This window comes from Ureibacillus suwonensis (genome assembly GCF_042655065.1).
GTDB classification, from domain to species: domain Bacteria; phylum Bacillota; class Bacilli; order Bacillales_A; family Planococcaceae; genus Ureibacillus; species Ureibacillus suwonensis.
In genome coordinates this window covers 1-24,353 of sequence record NZ_JBHSNQ010000044.1, presented here as the reverse complement: position 1 = coordinate 24,353, position 24,353 = coordinate 1, and the positions used below count along the sequence as shown (strand labels likewise).

Sequence of the window (24,353 nt, the reverse complement as noted above, 5' to 3'; positions counted from 1 at the left end):
GACCCCTTTCTCTAAACGACGATAGTACAACCAAAACCCATTGTGATCCCAATGGAGAATTTTCAATTTATCTCGTTTCCGATTACAGAAAACAAAGAGATTAGAAGAGAAAGGATTTAACTGAAAGTTCATTTGAATAATGGCTGCTAATCCATCAATCGACTTGCGTAAATCCGTTGCCCCCGCTCCTAAATAAACATGTTGAATGGATGTTTTACTTAACATGTGTTTTCAGCACCTGAACCACTTCGTTGAAAAGGAGTGGATTGAAACCTTCTTTTACTTCGATGGAAAATTCCCCAATGTTAACGATGAGCGGGGAGTTTTTTTTCATCCAACGGATGGGATACTTCAATAGTTAGCCATTGAGGGGAAGTCCGTGAAGTTTCAGTTGTCTCTAACTCTAGTTTTTTCATCCATTTATACATACTTTGATGACCTACTTGATTTTGTTTGCACCAAGCTTTTACACTTGACTCTCCACTAGATCGATAAGATTCAATTCGTTGTTGCCACAATTGTTTTCGTTCATCTGGGGACATAAAAATAAAAACCTCCTAACTTTTGATGTTGATCTAATTATCACAAAACATCAAAATGGTTAGAAGGTGTGGGATATTTGGCGCTTACATTTAAATAAGGTCACAGTTAGTAAACAGTAGCCTCCAAAATTAGCACACTCTATTCAAATTAATCTCACTCATTATTTCGACAAAACAATAAAATTATTTAGTTATAATTTTATATTTTCAATTTTTACTAAGTTCTAAATTTTCCTAATCTTATTTTTTCTAATAATACATTTTTCCCCAAAAATAATAACGACGAATCTGCTTGTAGAGCCGTCGTTTAGTCGATTTAATTCGATAATTCAATTGGTAAAAAATCAGGCAATCTACGTGGAGGTTTGTCGAGCATAATCTGTTCCGGTTTAATACCTTCCTCTAACAACAACTGAATGTTTTGTTTAAGGAAATCATCACTGCCGACAACATAGTATAGGCCATTTTTATCTGTAGAAAGCTTTTTATTCTATCATAATATTCTTCACGGTTATCTACAAAATGAGCGGTGAAATTTTTATCATGATTTGTTTTAAAAATATTAGTAAATAAATAGTTTTTTGAAGAGTCAATGTTCAAGGAATGAATTTGCGGAACATTTTCTGGTTGCTCAAAATATTTCAACACGATTGGTCTGAAAGTTGCTAAACCTACCCCTGATGACAATAGGTAAATGTTTTTATTTTCCCGTCTAAGCGGCACATTGGAATGAGTTTTAAAAATCGCCACTTGATCTCCAACTTGTAGATTTCTTAAAATCGCTTTAAACTCTGAGCACTGTTGTCTAATACGTGTTGTAATACCAATCGCATTTTCATTCGGCAAAGTAGATATTGACATATGACGCACTAGACTTTTGTTTGGCTTTTCTCCGACATTAAAACCTTCAAGAGCTAAGTGAAGATGAGACCCTTCTTCCCAAGAATATCCTTCAGGAATTTCAAGGAAGTAGGTTTTTACCTCAGGTGTTTCATCAACGATTTTTTTAATTTTTATCCAATGAATTTGCATTTAAATTCTCCTTACTCATAAAATGTTTGCTATTTTAAATATACAATAAATGAAAATCATTCTCAATTAATCTTTCAATAGAAAATGTTTACTATATAAGTTATGAATATATTCAGCTTTTTTTGTAAAAAAATAGTAGTAAATTCCGTTTATAAAGATGTGCATATCAATCGAGTAGGAGGGAGCGATTAACTCCCGTCCTCTCACACCACCGTACGTACGGTTCCGTATACGGCGGTTCAATTAAGATCATTGACGCAAGTTTTTATAACTTCCGTGAATAGCTGTTCTCTTTATGCCAGTGGTCACTCCACCCTCCAAGAGGTCCCCCACGGGATTTACCGCTTCCTTCCTCAAGTGAGGTACTGCGTTTTCTGTGTTCATCATGACTCACTGAATGCCAAGGGCTATTCTCTCTTCATTGTTCGGTCCTTCTTAGTCGTTCTAAACCAACTAATACGATGACCTCTGCTGACTTCTGACGGTTCAGCTACTTATNTACTCGATATGACCTTCGACAGAAAGAGCTTTGTTTTGTTTTGCAAACTCACTCAATCATACCTAGCCTTATATGAGGTTCGTGTTCCTCGGACCGGTGTTTTGCCTCCAGCTTCCTTCAGATTCCGCGTCACCACGGACACCCTTGCTCTTGGCTAACCTCTACTTCTGTCTTCGGGGTTCGGGACTTACACCCTATAGTTCATGTACATGCCGGGCGCACAAAGAAAAATGGCTGGCTAAACGTATTTCTGCCAGCCATTTTATTTTATTGTCGTGAAAATGATATTCGCCAAAATGTTGACTATTATCGCCGGATTCGGAATTTTAATCGCCAAAATTGTGAACATATTCGCCAATCGTGAAATTTCATCCCTTGATTATAGCGATAATCGCAAGTAGCAGGCAGTTAATCGCCACTCCCCATTGCATTATCGCCAAAGGGATTAACTTAATCGCCAAACTGTTATTTTTTCAATTCCACCCCATACAACTGATCCAACATCTCAATTTTTTTCTCGATAGCCCCTTCAAAAGAAGCAATATATTGGAAAGGTTCCTTTGGATTGTAGTATTGGGTAATTGCTCCGGTTTCCGGATTAACGAATTTGGAGGCGGCGCCGCATCCGATTCCCACAATCGTTTGCACTTCTTCCATAATGACGATATTGTAGATGCTTTCCTCGCCAGGCTTTGAATAGCCGACATTCTCCAAATTCCCTAAAATATTTTTCTGCCGGTACAAATAATACGGATGGTAGCCGTTTGCGCGGGTCCACTCCTGGGCCATCTCCATCATCCGTGCCACCGTCGCCCGGTCCGCCACTTTGTACTTATCCTTATTTTTTGTCATTTCGGAAGCCCGTTTAAAGGATAAAGTATGTACCGTCAAGGATTCCGGCATCAGCTTCTCCGTTTCATTCAAGGAATGCCGGAATTCTTCTATCCCTTCATTTGGCAACCCGATGATCAAATCCATATTGATATTGTTCATGCCTGAATTGCGGGCGAGCCAAAATTTATCGATGGTCTCCCGCACCGAATGATGTCGGCCGATTGCTTTCAACGTTTCATCCGTATAACTTTGCGGATTGACGGAAATGCGGTCAATTCCCCACTTTTTCAATACGGCCAATTTCTCCGGTGTAATCGTATCAGGACGGCCCGCTTCCACCGTAATTTCCCGGATGTTTTCCGGATTCGGAAAGGATTCATACATCGTTTGGTAAAGGGCATCCATCTCCTCCGCTTCAATGGAAGTCGGCGTGCCGCCACCCCAATAGATCGATGTCACTTTCATATCATGTTCCTTCAGCCATTTTCCAATTTCCCGCATCTCGATGTGCAATGCATCAAGGAAAGAAGCCACCCTTCCCGTCTTCCGGTTCGGTGCGATGGCATAGGCAGGGAAGGTGCAATAGGCGCATTTTGTCGGGCAGAAAGGAACGCCGATGTAAACAGATACTTCTTTCCCGATTTCATCCAAATCCGGAATGGTTGTGAGTTGCCGCTCCACTATGGAATTTAATAAAGTAATTTTTTCGTCGGATACGCGGAAATCCTTTTTGAGCACTTCATTAATGTCATCACGGGCAAGGCCTTGTTTTCTCAATTTATGATAAAGTTTCGTTGGACGAACGCCGGTTAGAATCCCCCACTGTTGCGTGATTCCCGTATATTGCTCCAAAACGTCCAACAATACATGGGACAACGCCCGCTTCATGCGGATGTTTTGCTCCCGGTCATTTCCATCATTGTCATATTGCTTGGAATATGTACTGTAAAACGTTTTTCCGTCCACTTCCAATTGGCACGCCGTGGAATAACAATTATTTTCCTGTTTATATTGAAAATGAACGGATAGATCCGGATCCTCTATCGATTCATAGAGTTTACTATCTTCGAAAAATAGGTTCGCGATATGCGTCAATACTTGAATCCAATCTTGCTTAAAACGTTCATGAACCAAAATTTTTTTCATCCATACCTCTTCCTTTAATGTTGTCTCTCAGATGAACTTAATTTTATCAGTGAACGTCCTGATTGACCATCCATTCACTTCTGTTTTTTTATGGCAATAAAAAAGACCACACCTTTCCGTGCGGTCCATTCTGTTCTTTCTTATAGCCCTTCGTAAATGGATTGGATCGGTTTGATTAAAGAACGATTCAATTCATCAATCAGGCGGCTTAATGCCATTTCAGCTTCAAATAACGCTGTAATTTTAGGATTTGCTTCCGCAAGTTGGAACACTTTTTGCAAATAGAATAATTCTTCCTCTTGCAATTCTTCCCCTTGCATTTGCATTTGTTGCAATTTTAATTGGGCATCACGGAACTGTGTGAAAATTGTTCTTGCTTCATCGTCATTACGAACGACTTCAACCGCCCCTTTTAATTGTTGAAATTCTTCCGTTTGACTGATGGAAGCTTCTACCTGTTGGATTGTTTCCAAAAAATTGCTCATTTTATCATTCCTATTCATTTTAATTTAACAATTGTACAATCAAGCCTTGCATAATACCAATCAACCCACCCAAAAATCCGCCTAAAAAGGTGATCATCATCAACTCGCGGCTTGCAATGCCCACTACAATCTCTTCCAATTTTTCGATTGGGAAAGAATCCACCTGTTCGCGGACAACTTCTTTTATATCTAATCGCTTCAGCACATCTTCAAGGTGGGATTCGGCGATTTCCAATGCTTTATCGACAACTTTAGGCATTATCTCATACTTGACCCATTCGTGTCCATTTGGGAAGTAGTAATGAATCGTTTTATTCAACCGCTCGTCAATGGCCAATTCTTTTTTGGCGTAGGATTGGATATTCATTAGTATTGGTTCTAATTGTATCTCATTTAAGTAATTCATGATAGGACGTTTTTTAACTTTTTCCCATTCATCATTCATGATATTCACAATTGAATGTTTTGTTTCCGATGAACGGAGAATGCGTACAAGCTCATGCTGGATCTTTGCCACAACGGAAGATGAATCGCTGAGAAACATTTGGAAAATGCCGCCGAGCGTTCCTTTGGATGCGAGAAAATCATTCAATAAATTTTTAATGGTAATTTCTCCGCTGGAAGATAAAATATAATCTTCCCCTTTAAGCAGCAAAGTATCCACCAATTCCGGAACTTTTTTATCCACCGTTTTCATGATGTCTTCCGGCACGATTTCTTCGATCGGTTTTGTGGACAAGGTTTGTTTTAATGCAACAAATTGTTTTTCAATAAATTCATCCACTCGCCCTTCGACTTTTTCAGGCACATCTTTGAATCCTGCCAGTTCCAGCCAGTCCTTCAATGTTTTGTTGTTTAAAAAAATCGCTTCTTCCGCTTTGGTTTGGGCAAACTGCAAAATCGCAAACCGGATTTCCGGAGAGAACAATTTGTTTTTGATGACATCCGGCGTCAATAAATAATCGTTGACCGTGATTCCGATTTGCCTTGCAAGTTCCCCCCTGCGTTTCGGAATCAAGCCGGGCGTGAAGGGCAACTTCCGTTTTCCGATATACATTGGTTTATAAGGTCTAAAAATCATTTTGATTGCCAGAAAATTTGTCGCACTCCCGATGATTGCGCCGACAATTGCCATGAATAGTATGACTAATACTGCTTCCATTAAAATCCTCTTTTCTTCAAACTATGATTTCTCATTATAGCAGATGCCACTTTTGGACAAAAATATTAGCCCATACTGTTTAATACGATCATTATTCAATATTGTTTCATTCAGGCCCTTTCAAACATCGGTCCATAATAAGGATAAATTATTCTTTCATCAGAGGATTTAAAATTCCGCAGAAAATCGCATAAAATATAATAAATAGTATCGCTCACAATCTTCTGAAAATTTCAGAGACGATAATTTGTATTTTCAACAAAAATACGCTATTATTATTTTATTGAAATCAATTTTTTTGTAGGAGGTGTACTCCTCGTTTCACCCCTCATTCGGGCGTTGAAAGAGGAAAGTATTTGGACGGAGACATAGTAGGGCTGACCATAAAGTTAGCAATTTTTGTCTTATTAATTTTACTTTCAGGATTTTTCGTTGCCACCGAATTTGCGATTGTCAAAGTTCGGGCAACACGTATCGATCAATTGGTTGAAGAAGGCGACAAAAAAGCCATCAAGGCGAAAAAGTTGCTCGACAACCTCGATGAATATTTGTCGGCATGTCAATTAGGGATTACCATTACTTCATTAGGTTTAGGTTGGTTAGGGGAACCTACCGTACAAATGTTATTGCATCCATTATTCCAATGGATTGGCGTATCAGGACCTATAACCGAGTTTGTATCATTCATTATCGCCTTCAGTATCGTAACGTATCTCCATGTGGTTGCCGGTGAGTTGGCGCCAAAAACGTTAGCGATTACAAAGGCCGAATGGGTGACACTTAATTTTTCAGGAGCGCTGTATACATTTTATAAAGTGATGTACCCATTCATCCACTTGTTAAATATGTCTGCCCGAGGTTTGGCAAGATTATTCGGCGTGAAATCTTTCAATGAAAGCGACTCGGCCCATACGGAAGAAGAGCTTCGTATGATCATGGCTGACAGCTTCAAAAGCGGTGAAATCAAATATTCGGAATTTGAATATATGAACAGTATTTTCGAATTCTCAGACCGCACAGCCAAAGAAATTATGGTGCCGCGAACAGAAATAACAGCGATCGAAAAGGACGTAACTTTAAAAGAAGTATTCGAAGTAATGGAAGTGGAACAATACACCCGCTATCCGGTCATTGATGGCGACAAAGACCACGTGCTTGGATTAGTGAACTTGAAACATCTATTAACTGCATATATCAAAGATCCAAAAAATGCAGACAAACCCATTATGGATTATATGCAGCCAATCATTCGGGTAATTGAAACGGTCCCAATCAGCGACCTGTTATTGAAAATGCAACATGATCGTATACACATGGCGATTTTAATGGATGAATACGGAGGTACTTCCGGATTGGTAACCATCGAAGACATCATCGAAGAAATCGTCGGAGATATCCAAGACGAATTCGACGAAGATGAAATTCCTGAAGTACAAGTAATCAGCGATGGCCATTACATTATAGATGCAAAAATGCTAATTGAAGACGTCAATGAAATGTTAAATATTCATATTGATGATGAAGATATTGATACAATCGGTGGTTGGTTCTGGACTCAACGCTACGATGCCGTTGAAGGTGACAGCTTTGTTTATGATGGCTACGAATTCAAAATCAAAGAATTGGATGGTCACCATATTTTATACATTGAGGTCATCAAATTGCCAGAAGAACAACAAACAGATTTATATTCAATTGCCGAATAACGTGATGATATCAAAACGACTTTCTTGCAAAAGAAAGTCGTTTTGTCATGTTCGGAACTTTTGCAGGGAGGAAAAAAAGTGGAGCTTTATACAAATTTACGGGCAGGGGAAAAAGGCGCCTGGCTTTCCATTGGAACATACATCTTTCTCAGCGCAATAAAACTCATCATCGGCTATTTGGGAGCTTCGGAAGCATTAAGAGCCGATGGACTCAACAACTCAACCGATATCATCTCATCCATCGCCGTCCTGATTGGTCTCAGAATTTCCCAGCGTCCCCCCGATGAAAATCATCAATATGGCCATCTGCGTGCGGAAACGGTTGCTTCATTGGTCGCTTCATTCATTATGATGGGAGTCGGATTAGAGGTTATCTATAATTCAGTCATGAACATATTTGACCCTGTCCGTGAAACCCCTTCCACTTTGACGATCTATGTCGCTTTAGGCTGTGCGCTTGTCATGTATATCGTATACCGGTATAACCTGGCCCTTTCCAAAAAAATTAACAGTTCCGCGTTGAAAGCGGCCGCTTTTGATAACCGTTCCGACGCATTGGTAAGCGTTGGAACAGCCATCGGGATTGTTGCGGCCATTATCGGCTTTCCAATCATCGATAGCATCACCGCGTTATTCATTGGAATCATCATTATTAAAACTGCCGTCGAAATCTTTTGGGAAGCGGTGCAAACACTGACGGACGCTTTTGATACGGAAGAAATCGAAACATTGTCCGCATTGATCAAAAACGTTGATGGGGTTATCGAATTGGTGGATATCAAAGGGAGAAAACATGGCAATGTTACATTCATTGAAGTGACTGTGACCGTAAATCCTTACTTGAATGTCTGGGAAAGCCACCGGATTACAGAAAAGATTGAGTCAACGGTCAAAAGGTTTGACATCAATTGCACCGCTCTCGTACATATTGAACCTCATGAAGAATATTCAGGGAAAGATTAACGATAGGCTTGCGTTGTCCAAAAGTCGATGATGACCGGTTTTTGGGCATTTTTTTATTTGTGGCATGTTAATTTTTATGAGTTACCTTCTTATTTGATGCATTTACCTCAACAATTGGTGCGGATACCTCCTCCTTTGGTACAGTACAGCTTACGGATAAGGTTTCCTTTTCAAAAAGAGCAAAACCAAGAACGATTCGGTTCCTGGTTTTGCCCATTTCATCAACTACTTCCCTTCTCCGCTTCCTTCCGTCAAACCGTGTTTGACTGCATAGAGGGCTGCTTGTGTACGGTCTTGCACTTCCAACTTCGCAAATATATTTGAAATGTGGGTTTTCACCGTTTTTTCCGTAACGAACAATGAAGAAGCGATTTCCCTGTTGCTTTTGCCTTTCGTCAGTTCAGCCAGCACATCTTTCTCCCTTGGCGTCAACGGATTTTTGATGTGCGGCAAATTTTCTTCTTCCTTCAACGTTTCCTCCAGCTGCGTCGTCGCCACCGGATGCATGATGCTTTCCCCGCGCATCACTTGCCGGATGGAATTGACCAAATCATCCGGTTCAATATCCTTCAATTGATATCCCGCCGCTCCCGCTTCAATGGCCGGAACGACGTGATCTTTATCGGAGAAGCTTGTCAACATCAATATTTGCACTTCCGGCCATCTGGCTTTGATTTTTTTCGTCGCTTCGATTCCGTCCATCTCCGGCATGACCAAATCCATCAAAACGATATCCGGTTTCAATTGTTCCACAAGCTGAACCGCTTCCACCCCGTTTTTCGCTTCCCCCACGACTTCAATATCTTTTTGGGTTTTTAAAAAAAACTGCAATCCCCTGCGGACCACATGGTGGTCATCCGCAATTAATACACGTATCATCTACTTCCCTCCTCAATAAGGCAACCGGACAAACAATTCCGTTCCTTTGCCGATTTCTGATACCCATTCAGCCGTTCCGCCAAGCGCAGTGGCCCGATCCCGTATCGATTGGAGACCCATCGAAGGGATTTTGGCATCCTGATCGATTTTAAAACCTCTGCCTTCATCTTTGATCACCAGCAAGATGTCCGTTTTGGTCACCGTCAGATAAATGGTCGCTTCCTGCACCCCTGCATGTTTCCGGATATTATTCAAAGCTTCCTGGGCAATGCGGAAAAGCGTTTCTTCCACCCTCGAAGGAAATTGAATCACGCCCGAAACATTGATGGTCAACTTGATTTTTAACATTTCCGCGTAAGCTTTGATGGCATCAATCAAACCGCTTTCCAAACCTTGTGGCCTCAATTGCCAAATGAGCGCCCGCATTTCCGTCAAGGCGGATTGGGTCAAATTCTGGATTTCTTTAAATGTTTCTTTTATATCTTCATCCTCCGTCATCTCCACTCCTGCACGGGCCGTCAATGTGACGGAAAACAACAGCTGGTTCACAGAATCGTGCAAATCGCGGGCCAAACGATTCCGCTCCCGGACCAAAGCCATTTCCTGCTCTTGTTTCGTCAAGTAGATGCGTTTGATGGCAGATCCGATTTGGAATGCCACCGATTCCAGCAGTTCCAACTCTTCTTCGGTATATTCAACGGTGTAGGGAGTGGCCACATTTAATATGCCGAACCGTTCATTCCCTGATTGCAATGGCACTGTTGCGTGATGGGTGATTCCCGCCGTATCCCCCACCTTCGCTTCAATCGCATTTTCAATTCGTTGGCATTCAATGATATTTGACGCTTTTTTCAATTGGTCACGCCGGAATCGGGATACGCACCAGCAACCGCCCTTTTTCAAATATTGGCAGTTATTATGGCACAAACCCTCCGGCAAATTTTCATGAACAACAAGATCAATCTTCCCTTTTTCATCAATGAAGAAAATCCAGCCGGTGCTGAAATTTGTCCCGTTCAAAAGCTTTCTCAGCGCACCCCTCAGCATCGGGATTAATTCCGTTTCCTCATTCAGCAATTCTGCAATCTCTTTTAACAATGTGATATTGGAATGGTCATTCACTGCCATGGCACACCTCGACAAATACTTTGTAATGTAATCATATCACTCCCTTACTTCTCTCGCATTTGTTGCACCCTCAGACTTTTGAATGAGATTCATTTTTCTTGAATTCGAAATGATTTCATTTTACTTCGAAGTCAAAACAATTTATAATCTAAACTGCCTGGAAAATAATCTAGTAGGAGAGTTGAAATGAAAAAAAAATTGGAGAATAGTTTGCTATTTTTATGGTTAGTATCATTGGTAGCAACACTGGGTTCTTTATATTTTTCGGAAGTTCGCGGTTATGAACCATGTGAACTTTGCTGGTATCAACGGATCCTCATGTATCCGATTGTGCTCATTACCCTTGTGGCATATATCCAAAAAAATGCGCGCATTGCTGTGACAACAGCCGTATTTTCTTGTATTGGCGGAGCGATTTCCCTTTACCATTATGGAATCCAAAAATTGGACTTTTTGGCTGAAAGCGCACCAGCATGCGGAAGAGTTCCATGTACAGGGGAATATATTAACTGGCTCGGCTTTATCACCATCCCATTTTTGGCGTTGGTTGCCTTTATTTTAATTGCGATCACCAGCTTTTATATGTTGAAAGTGATGAAGGAGGATCAATAGTTGAAAAAACTAGGAATTATTGCTGCCGTTGTTGTCATTTTATTCGGAATTATCATTGTCTTGACAAATTTATCAAACAAAAGCAAGCTGGAAAACAATCCATACGGAACGGACAATTTGAGACAATCCACCATTGATTTATTGGACGATGAAAATTATCAAAATATTATCTTACCGGATGATTTAAGAGAAAAAATTGCATCAGGTGAACCGGTTGTTGCCTACTTGTTCAGTCCTGAATGTCCGCACTGCAAAGAAATGACGCCGCGGCTCATGCCGATTGCAGAGGAAATGGGTGTTCATATCGACCAACTAAACATTTTGGAGTATGAAGAAGGTTGGGACGAGTATCATGTGGAAGCAACACCGACATTGATTTTCTTTAAAGATGGAAAAGAAGTGAACCGTATGGTGGGGGCACACCCTGATGAAAACATTCGCCAATTCTTTAAAGAAGTGGTATTAAAATAAAGAATTTGGAAATCGTGTTCATAACGGACACGATTTTTCTATGGAGGAAATGAAATGCAGTTTCAATATGAAATTCCGCAAGATGGTTTGACGGTAGAATCGCTGTTGAGGGAAAAATGGCGGCTGGGCAAAAAACTGGTTCATGAACTAAGGATGGCGAAAGCGGTGAAAAATGCGGGCGGAGAATCGGTGAAATGGAACGAACCTTTAGCCAAAGGGACCATTCTCCATTTTTCATTGGATGTTCCTCAATCGGATTATCCGCCGGCCAAGGAATGCAATGTAAATATCCGGTACGAAGACGAACATATTTTGATTGTTTCCAAACCTAAAGGGATGAGCACCCATCCGAATGAGGAAAAAGATAAAGATACTTGCATGAATCATGTCATGGCTTATTTGAACGGGAAAGGCTTGGTGTATGGAGAGCATGTCCACCGGCTCGATCAGGGGACGGAAGGGCTTTTAATTGTGGCCAAACACCCGATTGCCAAATCCGTTTTTGACCGCATGATTGAGGAAAAATCCATCATCCGGACTTATGAAGCGGAAGTTCAAGGGGTAATCAAAGAAAAAAGCGGCACCATCAATGCCCCCATCGGAAGAGACCGGCATCATCCGACCCGCCGAATCGTTTCCAAATCCGGGCAACATGCAGTAACCCACTTTAAGGTAGTCGAGAGAAAAGCACATTCAACGATTGTTCATTTGCAGTTGGAGACGGGACGCACCCATCAAATCCGGGTGCACATGGCGCATATCGGCCACCCGATTGTGGGGGACACTTTATATGGAGCCCGGAAATCGAAAACGGGCAATTACAAGCTTCACGCCATTCAATTGGAATTTGAGCATACGTTTTTAAATAAAAAAATCCTTGTAAAAGATCAGGAAGGCGCTGCTGTTTCCCTGCAATAACATAAAAAGGGCCTGACCAATTTGTCCTTTTGGGTCAGGCTTGATTCTTATCCCTTTTTTTCTTGAAGAGGATTGTCCACAATAACCCCAGAAACATAAATTTGATGATCCCCATCATCATATAAAACTTTTCCTATATTGCTTTCCGGATCGCTCAAATCCAGCATGACGGAATAATGTTCCTCTATCGTCTCCAAATCAAGGGAAGAATCCTCATCATTAGCTATACTTCTAAATCTGATAAGTAGATACGGCCATCCAAATCAATAAGCCGGCAATCAGAAAACCAAAAAATATCCCCTTAAATAATTTCCCTTTCATGAATCCCATCCCGTTCATTTCAGTACCTTTAAATAAAAAGTACATCACCAAATGATCGTGATGTACTTCCGCTTTCAAGAATGCCGAAAATTTGCTTAAAAATCAAAATGGAAATTGTCCGGGTTTTGGCCAAAGCGTTCATTTTTATTCATCGCTTTAATTTCCGCCATCTCTTCATCCGATAGTTCAAAATCGAATATTTGCATGTTTTCCGCAATGCGACTTGGCGTTACGGATTTTGGAATGGTGATTGTATCGTTTTGATAGTGCCAGCGCAACACAATTTGTGCAGGAGTTTTTCCGTGTTTTTTCGCCAGTTTCACCAACGTTTCATCATTTAAAATGCGGCCTTTGCCAATCGGCGCCCATGCTGTGACCGCAATATTGTGCTCTGCGCAAAACGCTCTCAATTCATCCTGCTGCAAATATGGATGGCATTCCACTTGATTCACCATCGGCTTCACATTCGCGTTTGCAAAGAGTTTTTCCAAATGATGCTGATGGTGGTTGGATACCCCTGGCACGCGGATCAACTTTTCCTCATACAGCCGCTCGATGGCACGGAAAGTATCCACAAATTTGTCCTCCACCGGCCAGTGGGTCAAATAAAGATCCACATAATCCAACCCCAATTTTTTCAAAGATGTTTCAAAGGCGCGGAGGGTTTCATCATAACCTTGATCGCTATTCCATACTTTCGTTGTCACGAAAATTTCCTCCCGCGGAATGCCACTTTCACGGATGGCTTCCCCCACTTCCCTTTCATTGTTGTAGAGTGCGGCAGTATCAATCGCCCGATACCCCAGCTCCAACGCTTTAGAAATCGCATTCAACGCTTCTTCCCGGTCTTCCATTTTATAAACACCCAACCCCAAATAAGGCATCTCAACCCCATTGGCCAATGTTTTTGTCGGTATTGCCATAAAATCACTCCTTCAACATTCATTAACACTATTATAAACTGAAAATTTTCAAGAAATAAATCATATCGTTTCAATCGAAATTATTAGAATTAGTATATGAATCTTTTATCATAGAAAATGTCGTAAAAAAATAGCAATATTTTCTCTTTTAAGTTAAAATATTCTGTAATAAGTAGTAAATTTCAGTTATAAAATCTTCTTTCTCAAAATATATAAATTGAGAGGGATCAAACAAAGGGGGAGTATGTTTATATGATGGACACACCTTTATTATTGACAAGTTTTTTAAAACGGGCTGAGCGCTACTATCCGGAGAAATTGATCATTTCCCGTACAGCCCCGGACACAATTCACCGTATTCCTTACAAAGAATATGTCAAACGCACGAGGAAACTTGCAAGCGCTCTTACAAAGCTGGGCATGAAACCTGGTACGAAAGTCGGTTCTTTCGCATGGAACCATCACCGTCATTTGGAAGCATACTTTGCAGTACCTTGCGCTGGCGCCGTCTTGCATATGATCAACATCCGCCTTTCACCGGAACATATCATTTATGTAATCAATCATGCCGAAGATGAAATTTTATTGGTTGATGGCGACCTGTTCCCATTATTTGAGAAAGCCATTCCGTATTTGAAGACAGTGAAACATATTGTCGTCATGCAAGATGATAAAACGGTTCCTGAATCCTCTTTCCCTAATGTGCACTCGTATGAGCAATTGATCGAGGAAGCGGAAGAATTTGAATTTCCTGAAAATTTAGACGAAAATTCCCCGGCAGGCATTTGTTATACAAGTGCAACGACCGGAATGCCAAAAGGGGTTGTGTATACGCACCGCGGGTTGGTGCTTCATAGTTTGATTCTCGGGTTGGCGGACAGCATGGGCATATGTGAAAAAGATGTCATCATGCCGGTTGTGCCAATGTTCCATGTGAATGCATGGGGAATGCCGTTTGCCGCAGTGAATTACGGTACAACACAAGTTTTGCCTGGTCCACATTTTACCCCAAGTTTACTGCTTGATTTGATCGAACAGGAAAAAGTGACATTGACTGCAGGGGTGCCAACGATTTGGCTCGGCGTTCTCCAGGAGCAGGAGAAAAACCCTCGGGATCTTTCTTCTTTAAGAGGCATAGTTTCCGGCGGTTCCGCTTCACCAAAAGGGCTCATTCAAGCCTTTGAAGACAAATATAATGTTCCGTTCATCGTCGGCTACGGTATGACGGAAACATCACCGATTGTATCCCTTTCCCACTATACTTCCGCAATGGAAGATTGGACAAGGGAGCAAAAATTGGATATACGCGCAACGCAAGGGCTCACTGTTCCGTTGCTTGATACGGAAGTTGTCAATGATGAAGGTGTTGTTCCTTGGGATGGAAAAACGATGGGAGAACTTCGCATTCGTGGTCCTTGGATTGCCCATGAATATTACAAAGATGAACGAACAAAAGAAGCGTTCCGCGACGGTTGGCTCTATACAGGAGACATCGCGGTTGTGACACCGGAAGGCTATATCAAAATTACGGACCGTACGAAAGATTTGATCAAGAGCGGCGGCGAATGGATATCTTCCGTCGATTTGGAAAATGCCCTCATGACCCATGAAGCGGTGTTGGAAGCGGCGGTGATCGCCATTCCTCATGAAAAATGGCAGGAACGTCCACTGGCATGTGTCGTTTTAAAAGAAGGAAAACAGGCGACCAAAGAAGAACTGCTTGATTACTTGCGCGGCCAATTTGCAAAATGGTGGATTCCGGATGATGTGGTCTTCTTAAAAGAAATTCCGAAAACTTCAGTCGGCAAATTCCTGAAAGCGAAACTGCGCGAAGAATTAAAAGATTATAAAGTGCAAGCGTAAAGGATTGAAGAGGATGTTCATAAAGTCGATGCTTTGTGGACATCCTCTGAATTTTTTCAGTTTCTCCTTTTCAATCTTTCATCTTTATTTGGATGGTCGACCACATCCGATTGGATCGGATCCGGAATGCGATTATCCTCCTCCAGCTGCTCCCCGTCCCTCAATCGATCCATCTGTTTTCCCAACCAGATGCAGTCTTCCATATTATTTGTCATATGTCCGCTTTCAGGCATTTCATTCCGATTTTCCACAATGATCCCTCCTTATGTTGATACTAGATATTGTGAACAAAACGTTAAAAAAAATGATATAGTAAACTTAATTTAATTCAGCTATACTAAATTAGAGATATCAATTACTTAGGAGGTATACTTCCATGGGTACTGTTTTAATTCTTATTGTATGTCTATCATTTATCACAGCGATTTTAACAGCAGGCCGTGAAGGAGATTATAAAGAAGAATAATCTCTTACTTATTAGAGCTATCATAAAAAGGCAATCCTGATTAATCGGGATTGCCTTTTTATTTTCTTGACATTTTCAGCTTATCAAAATAAACTTAGTTACATAAAGTAAGTTTGTGAAAATAATTAACTGAAGGAGATAGGAAATGACAACACATTTTCATAAAAAACCGAACACGTATGTTTCTCATGTTCAAATAAAAGTGTCCAATTTGGAGCGTTCCGTGGAGTATTATAAAAATGTCATCGGATTTCAAGTTTTGGAGCAGACGGATCATACGGCCGCCTTTACAACGGATGGAAAAACGAGCATTTTATCCATCGAAGAAGTGAAGGATGCATTGCCTTTGCAAAGGGGGCAAACCGGCCTTTACCACTTTGCGATTCTGCTTCCTACCCGGAAAGATTTAGGGAATTTCATCCAGCATATTTCCGAACTGAATGTTCCGATTGGTGCAGGCGACCACCATGTAAGTGAAGCGATTTATTTGTACGATCCGGATGGAAACGGCATTGAAGTGTATGCGGACCGGCCGGAAGAGGAATGGATTTGGAATGGGAATACGGTTTATATGACGACGGAACCGGTGAATTTCCGTTCTCTTCTAGCAAAAGCAGATGGCACTTGGAATGGATTGCCTGAAGGAACGGTGATGGGACATATTCATTTATCCGTCGCTGATTTGCGGAAAACGGAAGCATTTTATACGAAGGCTTTAGGGTTTGAAGTGGTGACAAGATACGGAAGCCGGGCACTTTTCATCTCAACCGGAAAATATCATCATCATATCGGTTTGAATACTTGGGAAAGCTCGGGAGGCTCCCCTGCTCCGGAAAACAGTGTTGGATTGAAGTCCTATACATTGGTGATGGATAATGAGGAAAAAGCAGAGTTAGTGAAAAAGAATTTGAAAGAGCTGGGGCATGTAGTGGAGATATTTGAAGAGGCTCCGAAATTTGGTGGAAGCCAGGCTTTTTCCACTGTTGATCCTTCCGGCATTCGAATTGTTTTTACATTGGATGGGGAATAAATGGATTATGTTTATGGGGTTCTATTCGTAGGAATAGAACTTTTTTTATGAAGGATGGAGTTTTTTTGGAGAGATATTTGCAGGGGGTTCACATTAATTAAGGTGGGATGTGCAAAGAAGGTAATGGTTGCACTATACGCACGAAAGTTGGGGGCATCCGCTCCTAATGTTGCTCTAAATGCACGAAAGGGAGTTGCTTCCGCTCCAATTATTGCTCTATATGCACTAAAGGAGAGGGCATCTGCTCCTAATGTTGTTCTATTCGCACTAAAGGGTGTTGTATTCGCTCCTAATGTTGCTCTATATGCACTAAAGGGAGCTGTATCCGCTCCAATTATTGCTCTATACGCACTAAAAGTGGCACCATCCGCTCCAATTATTGCTCTATACGCACTAAAAGTGGCACCATCCGCTCCAATTGTTGCTCTATACGCACTAAAGGAGGAGGTATCCGCTCCAATTATTGCTCTATACGCACTAAAAGTGGCACCATCCGCTCCAATTGTTGCTCTATACGCACTAATAGTGGCACCATCCGCTCCAATTGTTGCTCTATACGCACTAATAGTGGCACCATCCGCTCCAATTATTGCTCTATACGCACTAATAGTGGCACCATCCGCTCCAATTATTGCTCTATACGCACTAAAAGTGGCACCATCCTCTCCAATTGTTGCTCTATACGCACTAAAAGTGGCACCATCCGCTCCAATTATTGCTCTATATGCACTAAAGGGAGTTGCTTCCGCTCCAAATGATATCCTATGAGCACTAAAGGAGTCACCATATCCACTATTTGATGCATATACGCGCAAGTTGAAGCCTTATCTGAGCAAGGGCACACCTTATCCGAGCAAGTGACCACTCTATCCGAGCAAGCTAACTCCTTATCCGAGCAAGTGACCACTCTATCCGAGCAAGCTAACTCCTTATCCGAGCAAGTTGACTCTCTATCCGAGCAAGATCACACCCCATCCGCACAAGTCACCACTCTATCCGTACAAGTCACCACTCTATCCGAGCAAGTCAACACCCCATCCGCACAAGTCCCACTCTATCCGAGCAAGATCACACCCCATCCGTACAAGTTACCACTCCAGGCAAGCTGACACTACATACGCTCAAGTCAACACCCCCGCAAAATAAACACCCCATCATAGAAAAAGCGAAATGGGAAAATCATCAGTTCTCCCTTTTCGCCATTTTTCATTCCATTCCCGGGAAATTTTGTTGACGCAGCGCTTCATAAATAATAATAGCCGCGGAATTCGATAAATTAAGGGAACGCACTTTATCCGTTTGCGGAATTCGAAGCACCCGGTCGATGTGTTCATATGCAAAATCTTTTGGCAATCCGGTCGTTTCTTTTCCGAACATGAAATAAATATCCTTCTCTTTGTCGCTGAAATCAAAATCGGAATAAGGGCGATCGCTATAAGTTTCAATCAAATAAAGTTCTCCATCTTTCATATATTCAAGAAAATCTTCCAAGGAATCGTGATACACGATATTCACATGCTTCCAATAATCCAACCCTGCCCGTTTCAACATTTTATCATCCGTCGAAAAACCAAGCGGCCGAATTAAATGCAACGTTGTGTTCGTTGCGGCACAAGTGCGTGCAATGTTTCCGGTATTTGCTGGAATTTCTGGTTGATATAATACGATATGTAGTGGCAAAACTAGACACTTCCTTCTATTATACTTCACTAAATCATAGGGACTAGCCTCGTCCCAATAATTCCAGTCCCTTTCCGATTTCACGGAGCACCTCTTCATCCTTTTCCTGCTGAAGGGCTTCAAGCAATGCTTCTTTCGCCTGCTCCCCTCCAATGACGCCAAGAGCCCATGCGGAAGTTCCGCGAATCACCGGCCGTTCATCATTCTTCAACAATTCAATCAATTCCGGAACCGCCGATTGTTCCTTAAAATGGGCAAGGGCGAGAATGGCATTGCGCTGGATCGGCTTTTTCCCGCGCCAAGAGCCCGCCATCGTGCCGAATTTCCTTTTGAACTCTTTATTCGAAAGGTTCAATAGCGGCACAAGAAGCGGCTTTGCCAATTCAGGAACCGGCATAAATTCTTCATGAATCCAATTCGCCTTTCCTTTATTTTTTGGACAAACCGTTTGGCACGTGTCGCAGCCGTAAACCCGGTTTCCGATTTCTCTGCGAAATTCATCCGGCAAATAATCTTTCGTCTGCGTAAGAAAGGCGATGCATCGCTTTGAATTTAACCGTCCTGCCTCCACCAATGCGCCAGTCGGGCAAATATCCAGGCACAACCGGCAATCACCGCATTCATTTTCAATCGGTGCATCCGGCGGAAAAGGAATATTGGTAATCATTTCGCCCAAGTAGACATATGAACCGAACTCCGGCGTGATGATTGAGCAGTTTTTCCCGCTCCAACCAATCCCTGCCCGTTCCGCAACTGCCCGGTCAACCAATTCCCCCGTATCCACCATCGATTTCACGGAGACATCCGGCACTCTTTCCCGCAGCCATTGTTCCATCAAATCGAGCCGTTCTTTTACCGCCACATGATAATCCAATCCCCATGAAGCTCTGGCGAAGATGCCTCTCCGTTCCCCTTTTTTCCCTGCCGGCGGATTTTTCATTTTGGATGGATAAGCGAGGGCAATGGCAATAATGCTTTCCCCTTCCGGCAACAGCTTTTTTGGATCCGTCCGCTTCTCAACATCCCGTTCTTCAAAACCGGACTGGTAATTCAATGCCTGCTGCCTTATCAACCGATTTTTCATTTCCTCAAAAGGAGATGCAGTGGTAAAGCCGATTTTATCCACCCCGATGGATTTCGCATATTCTATTAAATCACTTTTTAACTGTTCAATGTTCATCTCGTTACTGCCGCCCGGAAAAGCCGCAATTTTGCCCTCCCTCCATTACACATCCGACTACTTTCCTCAAACATTTATGGTACAATAAGGTTATAAATTGTTGGCAGGTGAATGTTGTTGAAGCTTACTGTGAATCAAGGACTCTTTTCTAAAATTCCGAATCTGAAAATCGGCATTATCCATTATACCAAAATTGTCGTTTCACCATCGCCTCAAATGATAAAAGGCCGGTTCCAATTGTTTCAAGAGAACTTATATTTTGAGCTGCAAGAAACCCCTGTCACAGAGCGCCCCGGCATCAAAGAATGGAGAACTGTTTGGAAAGCCCTTGGCGCAGATCCAAACCGTTACCGCCATTCCGCTGAAAGTCTGATGCGCAGAGTGGCAAAGCAAAACTATTTATCTCCTGTCCATTTAGCGGTAGACTTGAACAATTTCTTTTCTTTGCAATATGAAATTCCCATTGGCATTTACGATGTACAACACATTGAAGGGGACGTTGAAATTTCATTAGGGGATGAAGAAACCGGCTATGAAGGTTTAAACGGCCGGTACAACAAATTAAATCATATTTTATTCAGCAAGGATAATCATGGCGCTTTCGGAAGCCCTTTTGTGGATTCGGTCCGTACAAGCGTTACAGAAGAAACGACAGAAGCATTGCACATTTTTTACTTACGGCCTTCTTTGGAGGAAAAAGATTGCCAGGAACTTCTCACAGCCTGCGGTAAAATGTTTACCCAAGTGGCGGGCGGGGAATTTACAACGGCCGTGTTGACTGCAGAAAGTCCAAGTATAACGATTTGAGGTGAAACTAATGAAAACCATCCCATTAGCCGAGGGCATCAAATTAAAAAGCATTTTAACGAGAAAAATTCAGGAATTGGTGTACGAAATCCATAATAATGCCCACGTCGTTGTCGAAAAAGGAGAAACACCGAAACAATCCGGCAGAACCGTATCTGAAATCGAAGCGGAATTGGCGCAAGTAAGAAAAGATGTACGCACGTTGGACAAATTGATTTATCGGGCAAACATTGACCATACCATTGAATTTAAAGGGGAAACCATGCCGATTGTGGAGGCTATTGAACTGGCAAAACAGCTGAGAGCAGAAGCAAGTTTATATAAAGATCTGGGAAATTCCGAAAAAGAGAAAATTTACACGACCACTGGCGAAGGAAAGGTTCTTTACGAAGTGGCGATGTATGACCCCCGTGAATACCGGGAGAAAGCCATACAGCTTGAAAAAGATGCGCACCGTCTATCCAATTTGATCAACGCCAAAAACTATGAAGTTCGAATCGAATTTGATGACTCCAAATATTTCTAATATGGAATTTACCCCGGGGCGGTGAGAGTCCTCCCCGGGGTATAACGGCTGTCACTTTGATCAATGCATAGTTGGTAAACCAATTACCGTTGACCTGTCACTTTTTCACCTTTAACCCATGACCAACTAACGCAAAGGGTTCAAAACAAGATACGTACAGTTGAATTTTTTGTGTACAGCCGTTATATAAGAACAGGCTGTTTAGGAAGTTCCCTTTCTAAACAGCCTGCTTCTTTTTTCCCCTCCCCATGTTCATCCAATGGGCGTATAGCCAATGCAATTCCGACAAAAATAGGAATTATTTGGATTTCTTCATTGGAGAAGGCCATCATAAACAAAGAAAAGAGAAATATTCGCTATACTGGTATTCTTCATATTGTTTTTGATTGCTGAAGAACTTTATTCGATACGGGCTTTATAACTCATTGTTTTTTTGAATGATTATTTGAAAAAATAAATACCAATGGTGGGAAGAATAAAATAAATCCATAAAAACCAAAGGAAAAGAAAATCGGAATCAATAGAAATGAAATGCCCGATATGACCGTCAAAATGGATCTTTTCTTCAAACCATATATTCCGATGATGAATCCCAATGCAATACAAACCAAAGAAAGTACTTTCATCCAGTCCATGTTATCACCTCTAACTATTAAAGACCCATCTCCTACTTACTCCACTCCCGGCAGCAGACGCAGCACCTTTTCATCGGCGTCCAATATGGCCTCGACCCCGAGCGGAATGCCGATGTTCGGCGTTGAATGCCCGATATGGAATCCGGCAACTGCCGGTTTTTTATATGGCCATAAATATTCTTTGAATAAAGGTAACATGTCCCCGTCACCAAAACTTCCAATGGCAAAGCCGCTTGCCTCTTTCAATTTTCCGGCGAGTCTCAACTGATTCAGCATGCGGTCCAGTTCCTCTATCCCCAATCGGTCTTCTTCCAAAAGCAAAATTTTCCCGCGCACATCAATTTCAAATTTGGTGCCCAGGGTATCGACGATTCTGCTCAAGTTTCCTCCGATGATTTCCGCCCGGACCGCGCCTGGCACAATCCCTTCCAGTTGGGACAGACTTTCATCATAATAAATTTCATACGGTGCAAACAATTGGAACAACATTTTTTTCGAACGGTCATCCGCTATTGTTGTAAGGGAAGGGCCGTGAAAAGTCACCACATCGGCATATTGTTGGATGGCTATATGTAAAAAAGTGATATCAGAAAATCCCCAAAAAATTTTCGGATGTTCCTCAAGGAGCGGATAGTCGATTTTGTCGGCGATTCTTGCAGCACCGTACCCATCCGAAACACAGAATATCGCTTTTACTTCCGGATCTTCAATCATTTGATGAAAATCCCGCACCCGCTCTTCATCGCTTCCAGCCAAATAACCTCCTTGGCGTCCGATCGTTTGTCCCAATTTATATCGCAATCCCATGTCGGTGAATATCTTTAATTGGCTTTCAAGAATTTTCATATCAAACGGATTGCTTAAGGCGATCACTCCGACAGTGTCTCCTTCATTTAAATGCTTCGGTCTGATTTTCATGGGTTTCCTCCTAGTTGTCATGATACTAAAATTATATTAACAAATGATTTCAAACATTGCTCCAGAAAACCATCCCATTATCCGCTGCCCCCATAAAAAACAATATGATGGTCTTTGAATGCATGTTGCGAAAGGCACAGCTGCCATTCATGAAATCAAGAAAGCAACCCTGGATCAAACATCAATCCGGGTTGCTTATTATCTTCCATCAACCTGATGTTTTTGCACCGTGCTTATCTTCGAATGACTGAACGACCACTGCAGCGGAGGCATCCCCAGTAACATTAAGGGATGTACGGATCATATCCAAAATCCGGTCAACCCCTGCAACAAGGGCCAATGCTTCAAGCGGCAATCCGACCGCTGTAATCACCATGGTGAGCATAATCAGTCCAGCCCCTGGAACACCCGCAGTGCCAATCGATGCGAGAGTGGCTACCAATATGATCATCAATTGCTGCGTAAATGAAAGATCGACTCCCAAGAACTGTGCAATGAACACCACACATACCCCTTGGTACAGCGCAGTTCCGTCCATATTGATTGTAGCCCCCAGCGGCAAAACAAAACTGCTCACTTTCTTGGATACGCCCAAATGTTCTTCTGTATTTTGGATCGTAATCGGCAATGTGGCGGAACTGCTTGAAGTACTGAAAGCAACCAGACTGGCCGGCAAAATCCCTTTGAAAAACTTTACAGGGCTAAAGTTGGCCAAAAATTTCACGGAACTTGAATAAACAATCAGGGCATGAAGGATGCATCCCGCATATACGACGAGAATCAATTTGATGAGTGGGAGCAGGACTGAAGCGCCATATTGTCCGACGACCGGTGCAATCAATCCGAAAATACCGATTGGAGCCACTTTCATAATGATGTGAGTGATTTTATACATGATTTCTGCAAGGCCATCGAAAAAGTGGTATACAGGTTTTGCCCGGTCTCCGACAATGGCAATGGCAATTCCGAGGAAAAGGGCGAAAAAGATGATTTGGAGCATATTGGCTTCAACCAAGGATTGGATCGGATTCGTAGGGATGATATTCAATAACGTATCAATAATGCCAGGCACTTCCGCAGGTTCAGCCGCTTCTTCCGATAGTTTCAAATCGAGCCCTGAACCCGGTTTGAAAAGGTTTGCCAAAATCAAACCGATCAATACCGCAATCGCAGTGGTGATCAAATAATAAACAATCGTAATGCCGCCCATTCTGCCGATGCGTCTTACATCCCCTGTTCCCGCAACACCGACAACAAGCGATGCGAGCACCAGCGGAACAATGATAAATTTAATGAGCCTTAAAAATAAATCCCCCAGCGGTTTGACCACTTCAATACCGGGACCCACAATCACGCCGGCAATAATGGCAAGAACAAAGGCAATCAGGATTTGGGTAAGCAGACCGATCTTTTTCATTTTTCCCCTCCTTCAAGTTGTTTCGTATTGTCAAAAATTACTTAATAAAACTTACGTTTTTGTTGATATAACTAGTTTTATATAAAAAAACTTGCCACCCCCTTAAAATTAGGGTATTTATGAGGTAACCACACACTCAAAAATCCCTAATAAAGGAAGTGACAAGTTGTTACCTCAATTATTAACCTATTTGCTTGAATATATCAAGTA

General features: G+C 42.0%; 25 protein-coding genes and 1 pseudogene. 11 read left to right on the top strand and 15 right to left on the bottom strand.

The window, feature by feature from the left end; translation table 11 throughout:
* The 6 genes and pseudogenes from tnpB to ACFPOH_RS04280 form a co-directional block, all read right to left on the bottom strand.
* Positions 1-225 (bottom strand): IS66 family insertion sequence element accessory protein TnpB (tnpB, locus tag ACFPOH_RS04305; RefSeq protein ID WP_390308909.1); only part of this gene is annotated, 225 nt, incomplete at its 3' end.
* An 80-nt stretch (positions 226-305) separates the two neighbouring features.
* The gene (gene tnpA / locus ACFPOH_RS04300; protein WP_390308908.1) at positions 306-542 is read right to left on the bottom strand and encodes an IS66 family insertion sequence element accessory protein TnpA; all 237 of its coding nucleotides are present in this window, start codon (positions 540-542) and stop codon (positions 306-308) included.
* A gap of 316 nt (positions 543-858) precedes the next feature.
* Positions 859-1,574, bottom strand: a pseudogene (locus tag ACFPOH_RS04295) (dihydropteridine reductase).
* 964 nt (positions 1,575-2,538) lie between these two features.
* Positions 2,539-4,053, bottom strand: a complete 1,515-nt coding sequence (locus tag ACFPOH_RS04290; RefSeq protein WP_390308907.1) for a coproporphyrinogen III oxidase — start codon at positions 4,051-4,053, stop codon at positions 2,539-2,541.
* Positions 4,054-4,193: 140 nt separating this feature from the next.
* Positions 4,194-4,538: a YlbF family regulator gene (locus tag ACFPOH_RS04285; RefSeq protein WP_342468656.1), complete on the bottom strand. Its 345-nt coding sequence runs from the start codon at positions 4,536-4,538 to the stop codon at positions 4,194-4,196.
* A gap of 19 nt (positions 4,539-4,557) precedes the next feature.
* Positions 4,558-5,700, bottom strand: coding sequence for a DUF445 family protein (locus ACFPOH_RS04280; RefSeq protein ID WP_390308906.1), 1,143 nt, complete (start codon positions 5,698-5,700; stop codon positions 4,558-4,560).
* Positions 5,701-6,056: 356 nt separating this feature from the next.
* Between ACFPOH_RS04280 and ACFPOH_RS04275 the strand changes: the two genes are divergently transcribed.
* Together ACFPOH_RS04275 and ACFPOH_RS04270 are read left to right on the top strand one after the other, a co-directional pair.
* Positions 6,057-7,406 carry a hemolysin family protein gene (locus ACFPOH_RS04275; RefSeq protein WP_342468654.1) on the top strand — a complete coding sequence of 450 codons (1,350 nt, stop codon included), beginning with the start codon at positions 6,057-6,059 and terminating at the stop codon, positions 7,404-7,406.
* A 78-nt stretch (positions 7,407-7,484) separates the two neighbouring features.
* Positions 7,485-8,369 (top strand): cation diffusion facilitator family transporter, encoded by an 885-nt coding sequence (locus tag ACFPOH_RS04270; RefSeq protein ID WP_342581788.1) that lies wholly within the window; start codon positions 7,485-7,487, stop codon positions 8,367-8,369.
* A 225-nt stretch (positions 8,370-8,594) separates the two neighbouring features.
* Here ACFPOH_RS04270 and ACFPOH_RS04265 read toward each other — a convergent pair whose 3' ends face one another.
* Positions 8,595-9,248 carry a response regulator transcription factor gene (locus ACFPOH_RS04265; RefSeq protein ID WP_342581789.1) on the bottom strand — a complete coding sequence of 218 codons (654 nt, stop codon included), beginning with the start codon at positions 9,246-9,248 and terminating at the stop codon, positions 8,595-8,597.
* A 12-nt stretch (positions 9,249-9,260) separates the two neighbouring features.
* Entirely contained in the window at positions 9,261-10,376 is a 1,116-nt protein-coding gene (locus tag ACFPOH_RS04260) for a GAF domain-containing sensor histidine kinase (RefSeq protein WP_390308905.1), read from the bottom strand.
* 186 nt (positions 10,377-10,562) lie between these two features.
* Between ACFPOH_RS04260 and ACFPOH_RS04255 the strand changes: the two genes are divergently transcribed.
* Genes ACFPOH_RS04255 through ACFPOH_RS04245 form a run of 3 tightly spaced genes read left to right on the top strand, consistent with a single transcriptional unit; the run spans position 10,563 to position 12,377 of the window.
* Complete coding sequence (locus ACFPOH_RS04255) at positions 10,563-10,988, top strand: disulfide oxidoreductase (RefSeq protein ID WP_342468649.1); 426 nt, start codon at positions 10,563-10,565, stop codon at positions 10,986-10,988.
* Positions 10,989-11,459 carry a thioredoxin family protein gene (locus ACFPOH_RS04250; RefSeq protein WP_342468648.1) on the top strand — a complete coding sequence of 157 codons (471 nt, stop codon included), beginning with the start codon at positions 10,989-10,991 and terminating at the stop codon, positions 11,457-11,459. It abuts the gene before it with no gap.
* Between the two features lie 54 nt (positions 11,460-11,513).
* Complete coding sequence (locus ACFPOH_RS04245; protein WP_342581790.1) at positions 11,514-12,377, top strand: RluA family pseudouridine synthase; 864 nt, start codon at positions 11,514-11,516, stop codon at positions 12,375-12,377.
* A gap of 47 nt (positions 12,378-12,424) precedes the next feature.
* Here the strand turns inward: ACFPOH_RS04245 and ACFPOH_RS04240 are convergent, their stop codons facing one another.
* On the bottom strand, positions 12,425-12,574 hold the full coding sequence (locus tag ACFPOH_RS04240) for a hypothetical protein (protein ID WP_342468646.1): 150 nt from the start codon (positions 12,572-12,574) through the stop codon (positions 12,425-12,427).
* Positions 12,575-12,793: 219 nt separating this feature from the next.
* Positions 12,794-13,621: an aldo/keto reductase gene (locus ACFPOH_RS04235; RefSeq protein WP_390308904.1), complete on the bottom strand. Its 828-nt coding sequence runs from the start codon at positions 13,619-13,621 to the stop codon at positions 12,794-12,796.
* Between the two features lie 252 nt (positions 13,622-13,873).
* Between ACFPOH_RS04235 and ACFPOH_RS04230 the strand changes: the two genes are divergently transcribed.
* Positions 13,874-15,484: a long-chain fatty acid--CoA ligase gene (locus ACFPOH_RS04230; RefSeq protein ID WP_390308903.1), complete on the top strand. Its 1,611-nt coding sequence runs from the start codon at positions 13,874-13,876 to the stop codon at positions 15,482-15,484.
* Between the two features lie 56 nt (positions 15,485-15,540).
* Here ACFPOH_RS04230 and ACFPOH_RS04225 read toward each other — a convergent pair whose 3' ends face one another.
* Positions 15,541-15,735 carry a hypothetical protein gene (locus tag ACFPOH_RS04225; protein WP_342468643.1) on the bottom strand — a complete coding sequence of 65 codons (195 nt, stop codon included), beginning with the start codon at positions 15,733-15,735 and terminating at the stop codon, positions 15,541-15,543.
* A 360-nt stretch (positions 15,736-16,095) separates the two neighbouring features.
* Here ACFPOH_RS04225 and ACFPOH_RS04220 point away from each other — a divergent pair, with 360 nt between their 5' ends.
* The 3 genes from ACFPOH_RS04220 to ACFPOH_RS04210 all read left to right on the top strand — a co-directional run bounded on the left by ACFPOH_RS04220 (position 16,096) and on the right by ACFPOH_RS04210 (position 18,089).
* On the top strand, positions 16,096-16,980 hold the full coding sequence (locus ACFPOH_RS04220; protein ID WP_390308902.1) for a VOC family protein: 885 nt from the start codon (positions 16,096-16,098) through the stop codon (positions 16,978-16,980).
* Between the two features lie 123 nt (positions 16,981-17,103).
* On the top strand, positions 17,104-17,748 hold the full coding sequence (locus ACFPOH_RS04215) for a hypothetical protein (protein ID WP_390308901.1): 645 nt from the start codon (positions 17,104-17,106) through the stop codon (positions 17,746-17,748).
* Positions 17,749-17,783: 35 nt separating this feature from the next.
* The gene (locus tag ACFPOH_RS04210) at positions 17,784-18,089 is read left to right on the top strand and encodes an MbeD/MobD family mobilization/exclusion family protein (protein ID WP_390308910.1); all 306 of its coding nucleotides are present in this window, start codon (positions 17,784-17,786) and stop codon (positions 18,087-18,089) included.
* 97 nt (positions 18,090-18,186) lie between these two features.
* Here the strand turns inward: ACFPOH_RS04210 and trmL are convergent, their stop codons facing one another.
* Entirely contained in the window at positions 18,187-18,660 is a 474-nt protein-coding gene (gene trmL, locus ACFPOH_RS04205; protein ID WP_342581793.1) for a tRNA (uridine(34)/cytosine(34)/5-carboxymethylaminomethyluridine(34)-2'-O)-methyltransferase TrmL, read from the bottom strand.
* Between the two features lie 43 nt (positions 18,661-18,703).
* The gene (gene queG, locus ACFPOH_RS04200; protein WP_390308900.1) at positions 18,704-19,840 is read right to left on the bottom strand and encodes a tRNA epoxyqueuosine(34) reductase QueG; all 1,137 of its coding nucleotides are present in this window, start codon (positions 19,838-19,840) and stop codon (positions 18,704-18,706) included.
* Positions 19,841-19,957: 117 nt separating this feature from the next.
* On the opposite strand from queG, the gene ACFPOH_RS04195 reads away from it, so the two are divergent.
* Positions 19,958-20,647 (top strand): B3/B4 domain-containing protein, encoded by a 690-nt coding sequence (locus ACFPOH_RS04195; protein ID WP_390308899.1) that lies wholly within the window; start codon positions 19,958-19,960, stop codon positions 20,645-20,647.
* 10 nt (positions 20,648-20,657) lie between these two features.
* Positions 20,658-21,173, top strand: coding sequence for a DIP1984 family protein (locus tag ACFPOH_RS04190; protein WP_390308898.1), 516 nt, complete (start codon positions 20,658-20,660; stop codon positions 21,171-21,173).
* A gap of 671 nt (positions 21,174-21,844) precedes the next feature.
* On the opposite strand, the gene ACFPOH_RS04185 is transcribed toward ACFPOH_RS04190, so the two are convergent.
* Positions 21,845-22,726: a S66 peptidase family protein gene (locus tag ACFPOH_RS04185; RefSeq protein ID WP_390308897.1), complete on the bottom strand. Its 882-nt coding sequence runs from the start codon at positions 22,724-22,726 to the stop codon at positions 21,845-21,847.
* A gap of 208 nt (positions 22,727-22,934) precedes the next feature.
* Positions 22,935-24,143 (bottom strand): dicarboxylate/amino acid:cation symporter, encoded by a 1,209-nt coding sequence (locus ACFPOH_RS04180; RefSeq protein WP_390308896.1) that lies wholly within the window; start codon positions 24,141-24,143, stop codon positions 22,935-22,937.
* Between the last annotated feature and the right edge of the window lie 210 nt (positions 24,144-24,353).

Bases quoted from the DNA above. Each gene is read 5' to 3' on its own strand.
- ACFPOH_RS04245 (WP_342581790.1), top strand. From the start codon at position 11,514: ATGCAGTTTCAATATGAAATTCCGCAAGATGGTTTGACGGTAGAATCG.
- ACFPOH_RS04285 (WP_342468656.1), bottom strand. From the start codon at position 4,538: ATGAGCAATTTTTTGGAAACAATCCAACAGGTAGAAGCTTCCATCAGT.
- ACFPOH_RS04255 (WP_342468649.1), top strand. From the start codon at position 10,563: ATGAAAAAAAAATTGGAGAATAGTTTGCTATTTTTATGGTTAGTATCA.
- ACFPOH_RS04290 (WP_390308907.1), bottom strand. From the start codon at position 4,053: ATGAAAAAAATTTTGGTTCATGAACGTTTTAAGCAAGATTGGATTCAA.
- ACFPOH_RS04230 (WP_390308903.1), top strand. From the start codon at position 13,874: ATGATGGACACACCTTTATTATTGACAAGTTTTTTAAAACGGGCTGAG.
- ACFPOH_RS04215 (WP_390308901.1), top strand. From the start codon at position 17,104: ATGGTTGCACTATACGCACGAAAGTTGGGGGCATCCGCTCCTAATGTT.
- tnpA (WP_390308908.1), bottom strand. From the start codon at position 542: ATGTCCCCAGATGAACGAAAACAATTGTGGCAACAACGAATTGAATCT.
- queG (WP_390308900.1), bottom strand. From the start codon at position 19,840: ATGAACATTGAACAGTTAAAAAGTGATTTAATAGAATATGCGAAATCC.
- ACFPOH_RS04180 (WP_390308896.1), bottom strand. From the start codon at position 24,143: ATGAAAAAGATCGGTCTGCTTACCCAAATCCTGATTGCCTTTGTTCTT.
- ACFPOH_RS04190 (WP_390308898.1), top strand. From the start codon at position 20,658: ATGAAAACCATCCCATTAGCCGAGGGCATCAAATTAAAAAGCATTTTA.
- ACFPOH_RS04220 (WP_390308902.1), top strand. From the start codon at position 16,096: ATGACAACACATTTTCATAAAAAACCGAACACGTATGTTTCTCATGTT.
- ACFPOH_RS04260 (WP_390308905.1), bottom strand. From the start codon at position 10,376: ATGGCAGTGAATGACCATTCCAATATCACATTGTTAAAAGAGATTGCA.
- ACFPOH_RS04185 (WP_390308897.1), bottom strand. From the start codon at position 22,726: ATGAAAATCAGACCGAAGCATTTAAATGAAGGAGACACTGTCGGAGTG.
- ACFPOH_RS04265 (WP_342581789.1), bottom strand. From the start codon at position 9,248: ATGATACGTGTATTAATTGCGGATGACCACCATGTGGTCCGCAGGGGA.
- ACFPOH_RS04235 (WP_390308904.1), bottom strand. From the start codon at position 13,621: ATGGCAATACCGACAAAAACATTGGCCAATGGGGTTGAGATGCCTTAT.
- ACFPOH_RS04280 (WP_390308906.1), bottom strand. From the start codon at position 5,700: ATGGAAGCAGTATTAGTCATACTATTCATGGCAATTGTCGGCGCAATC.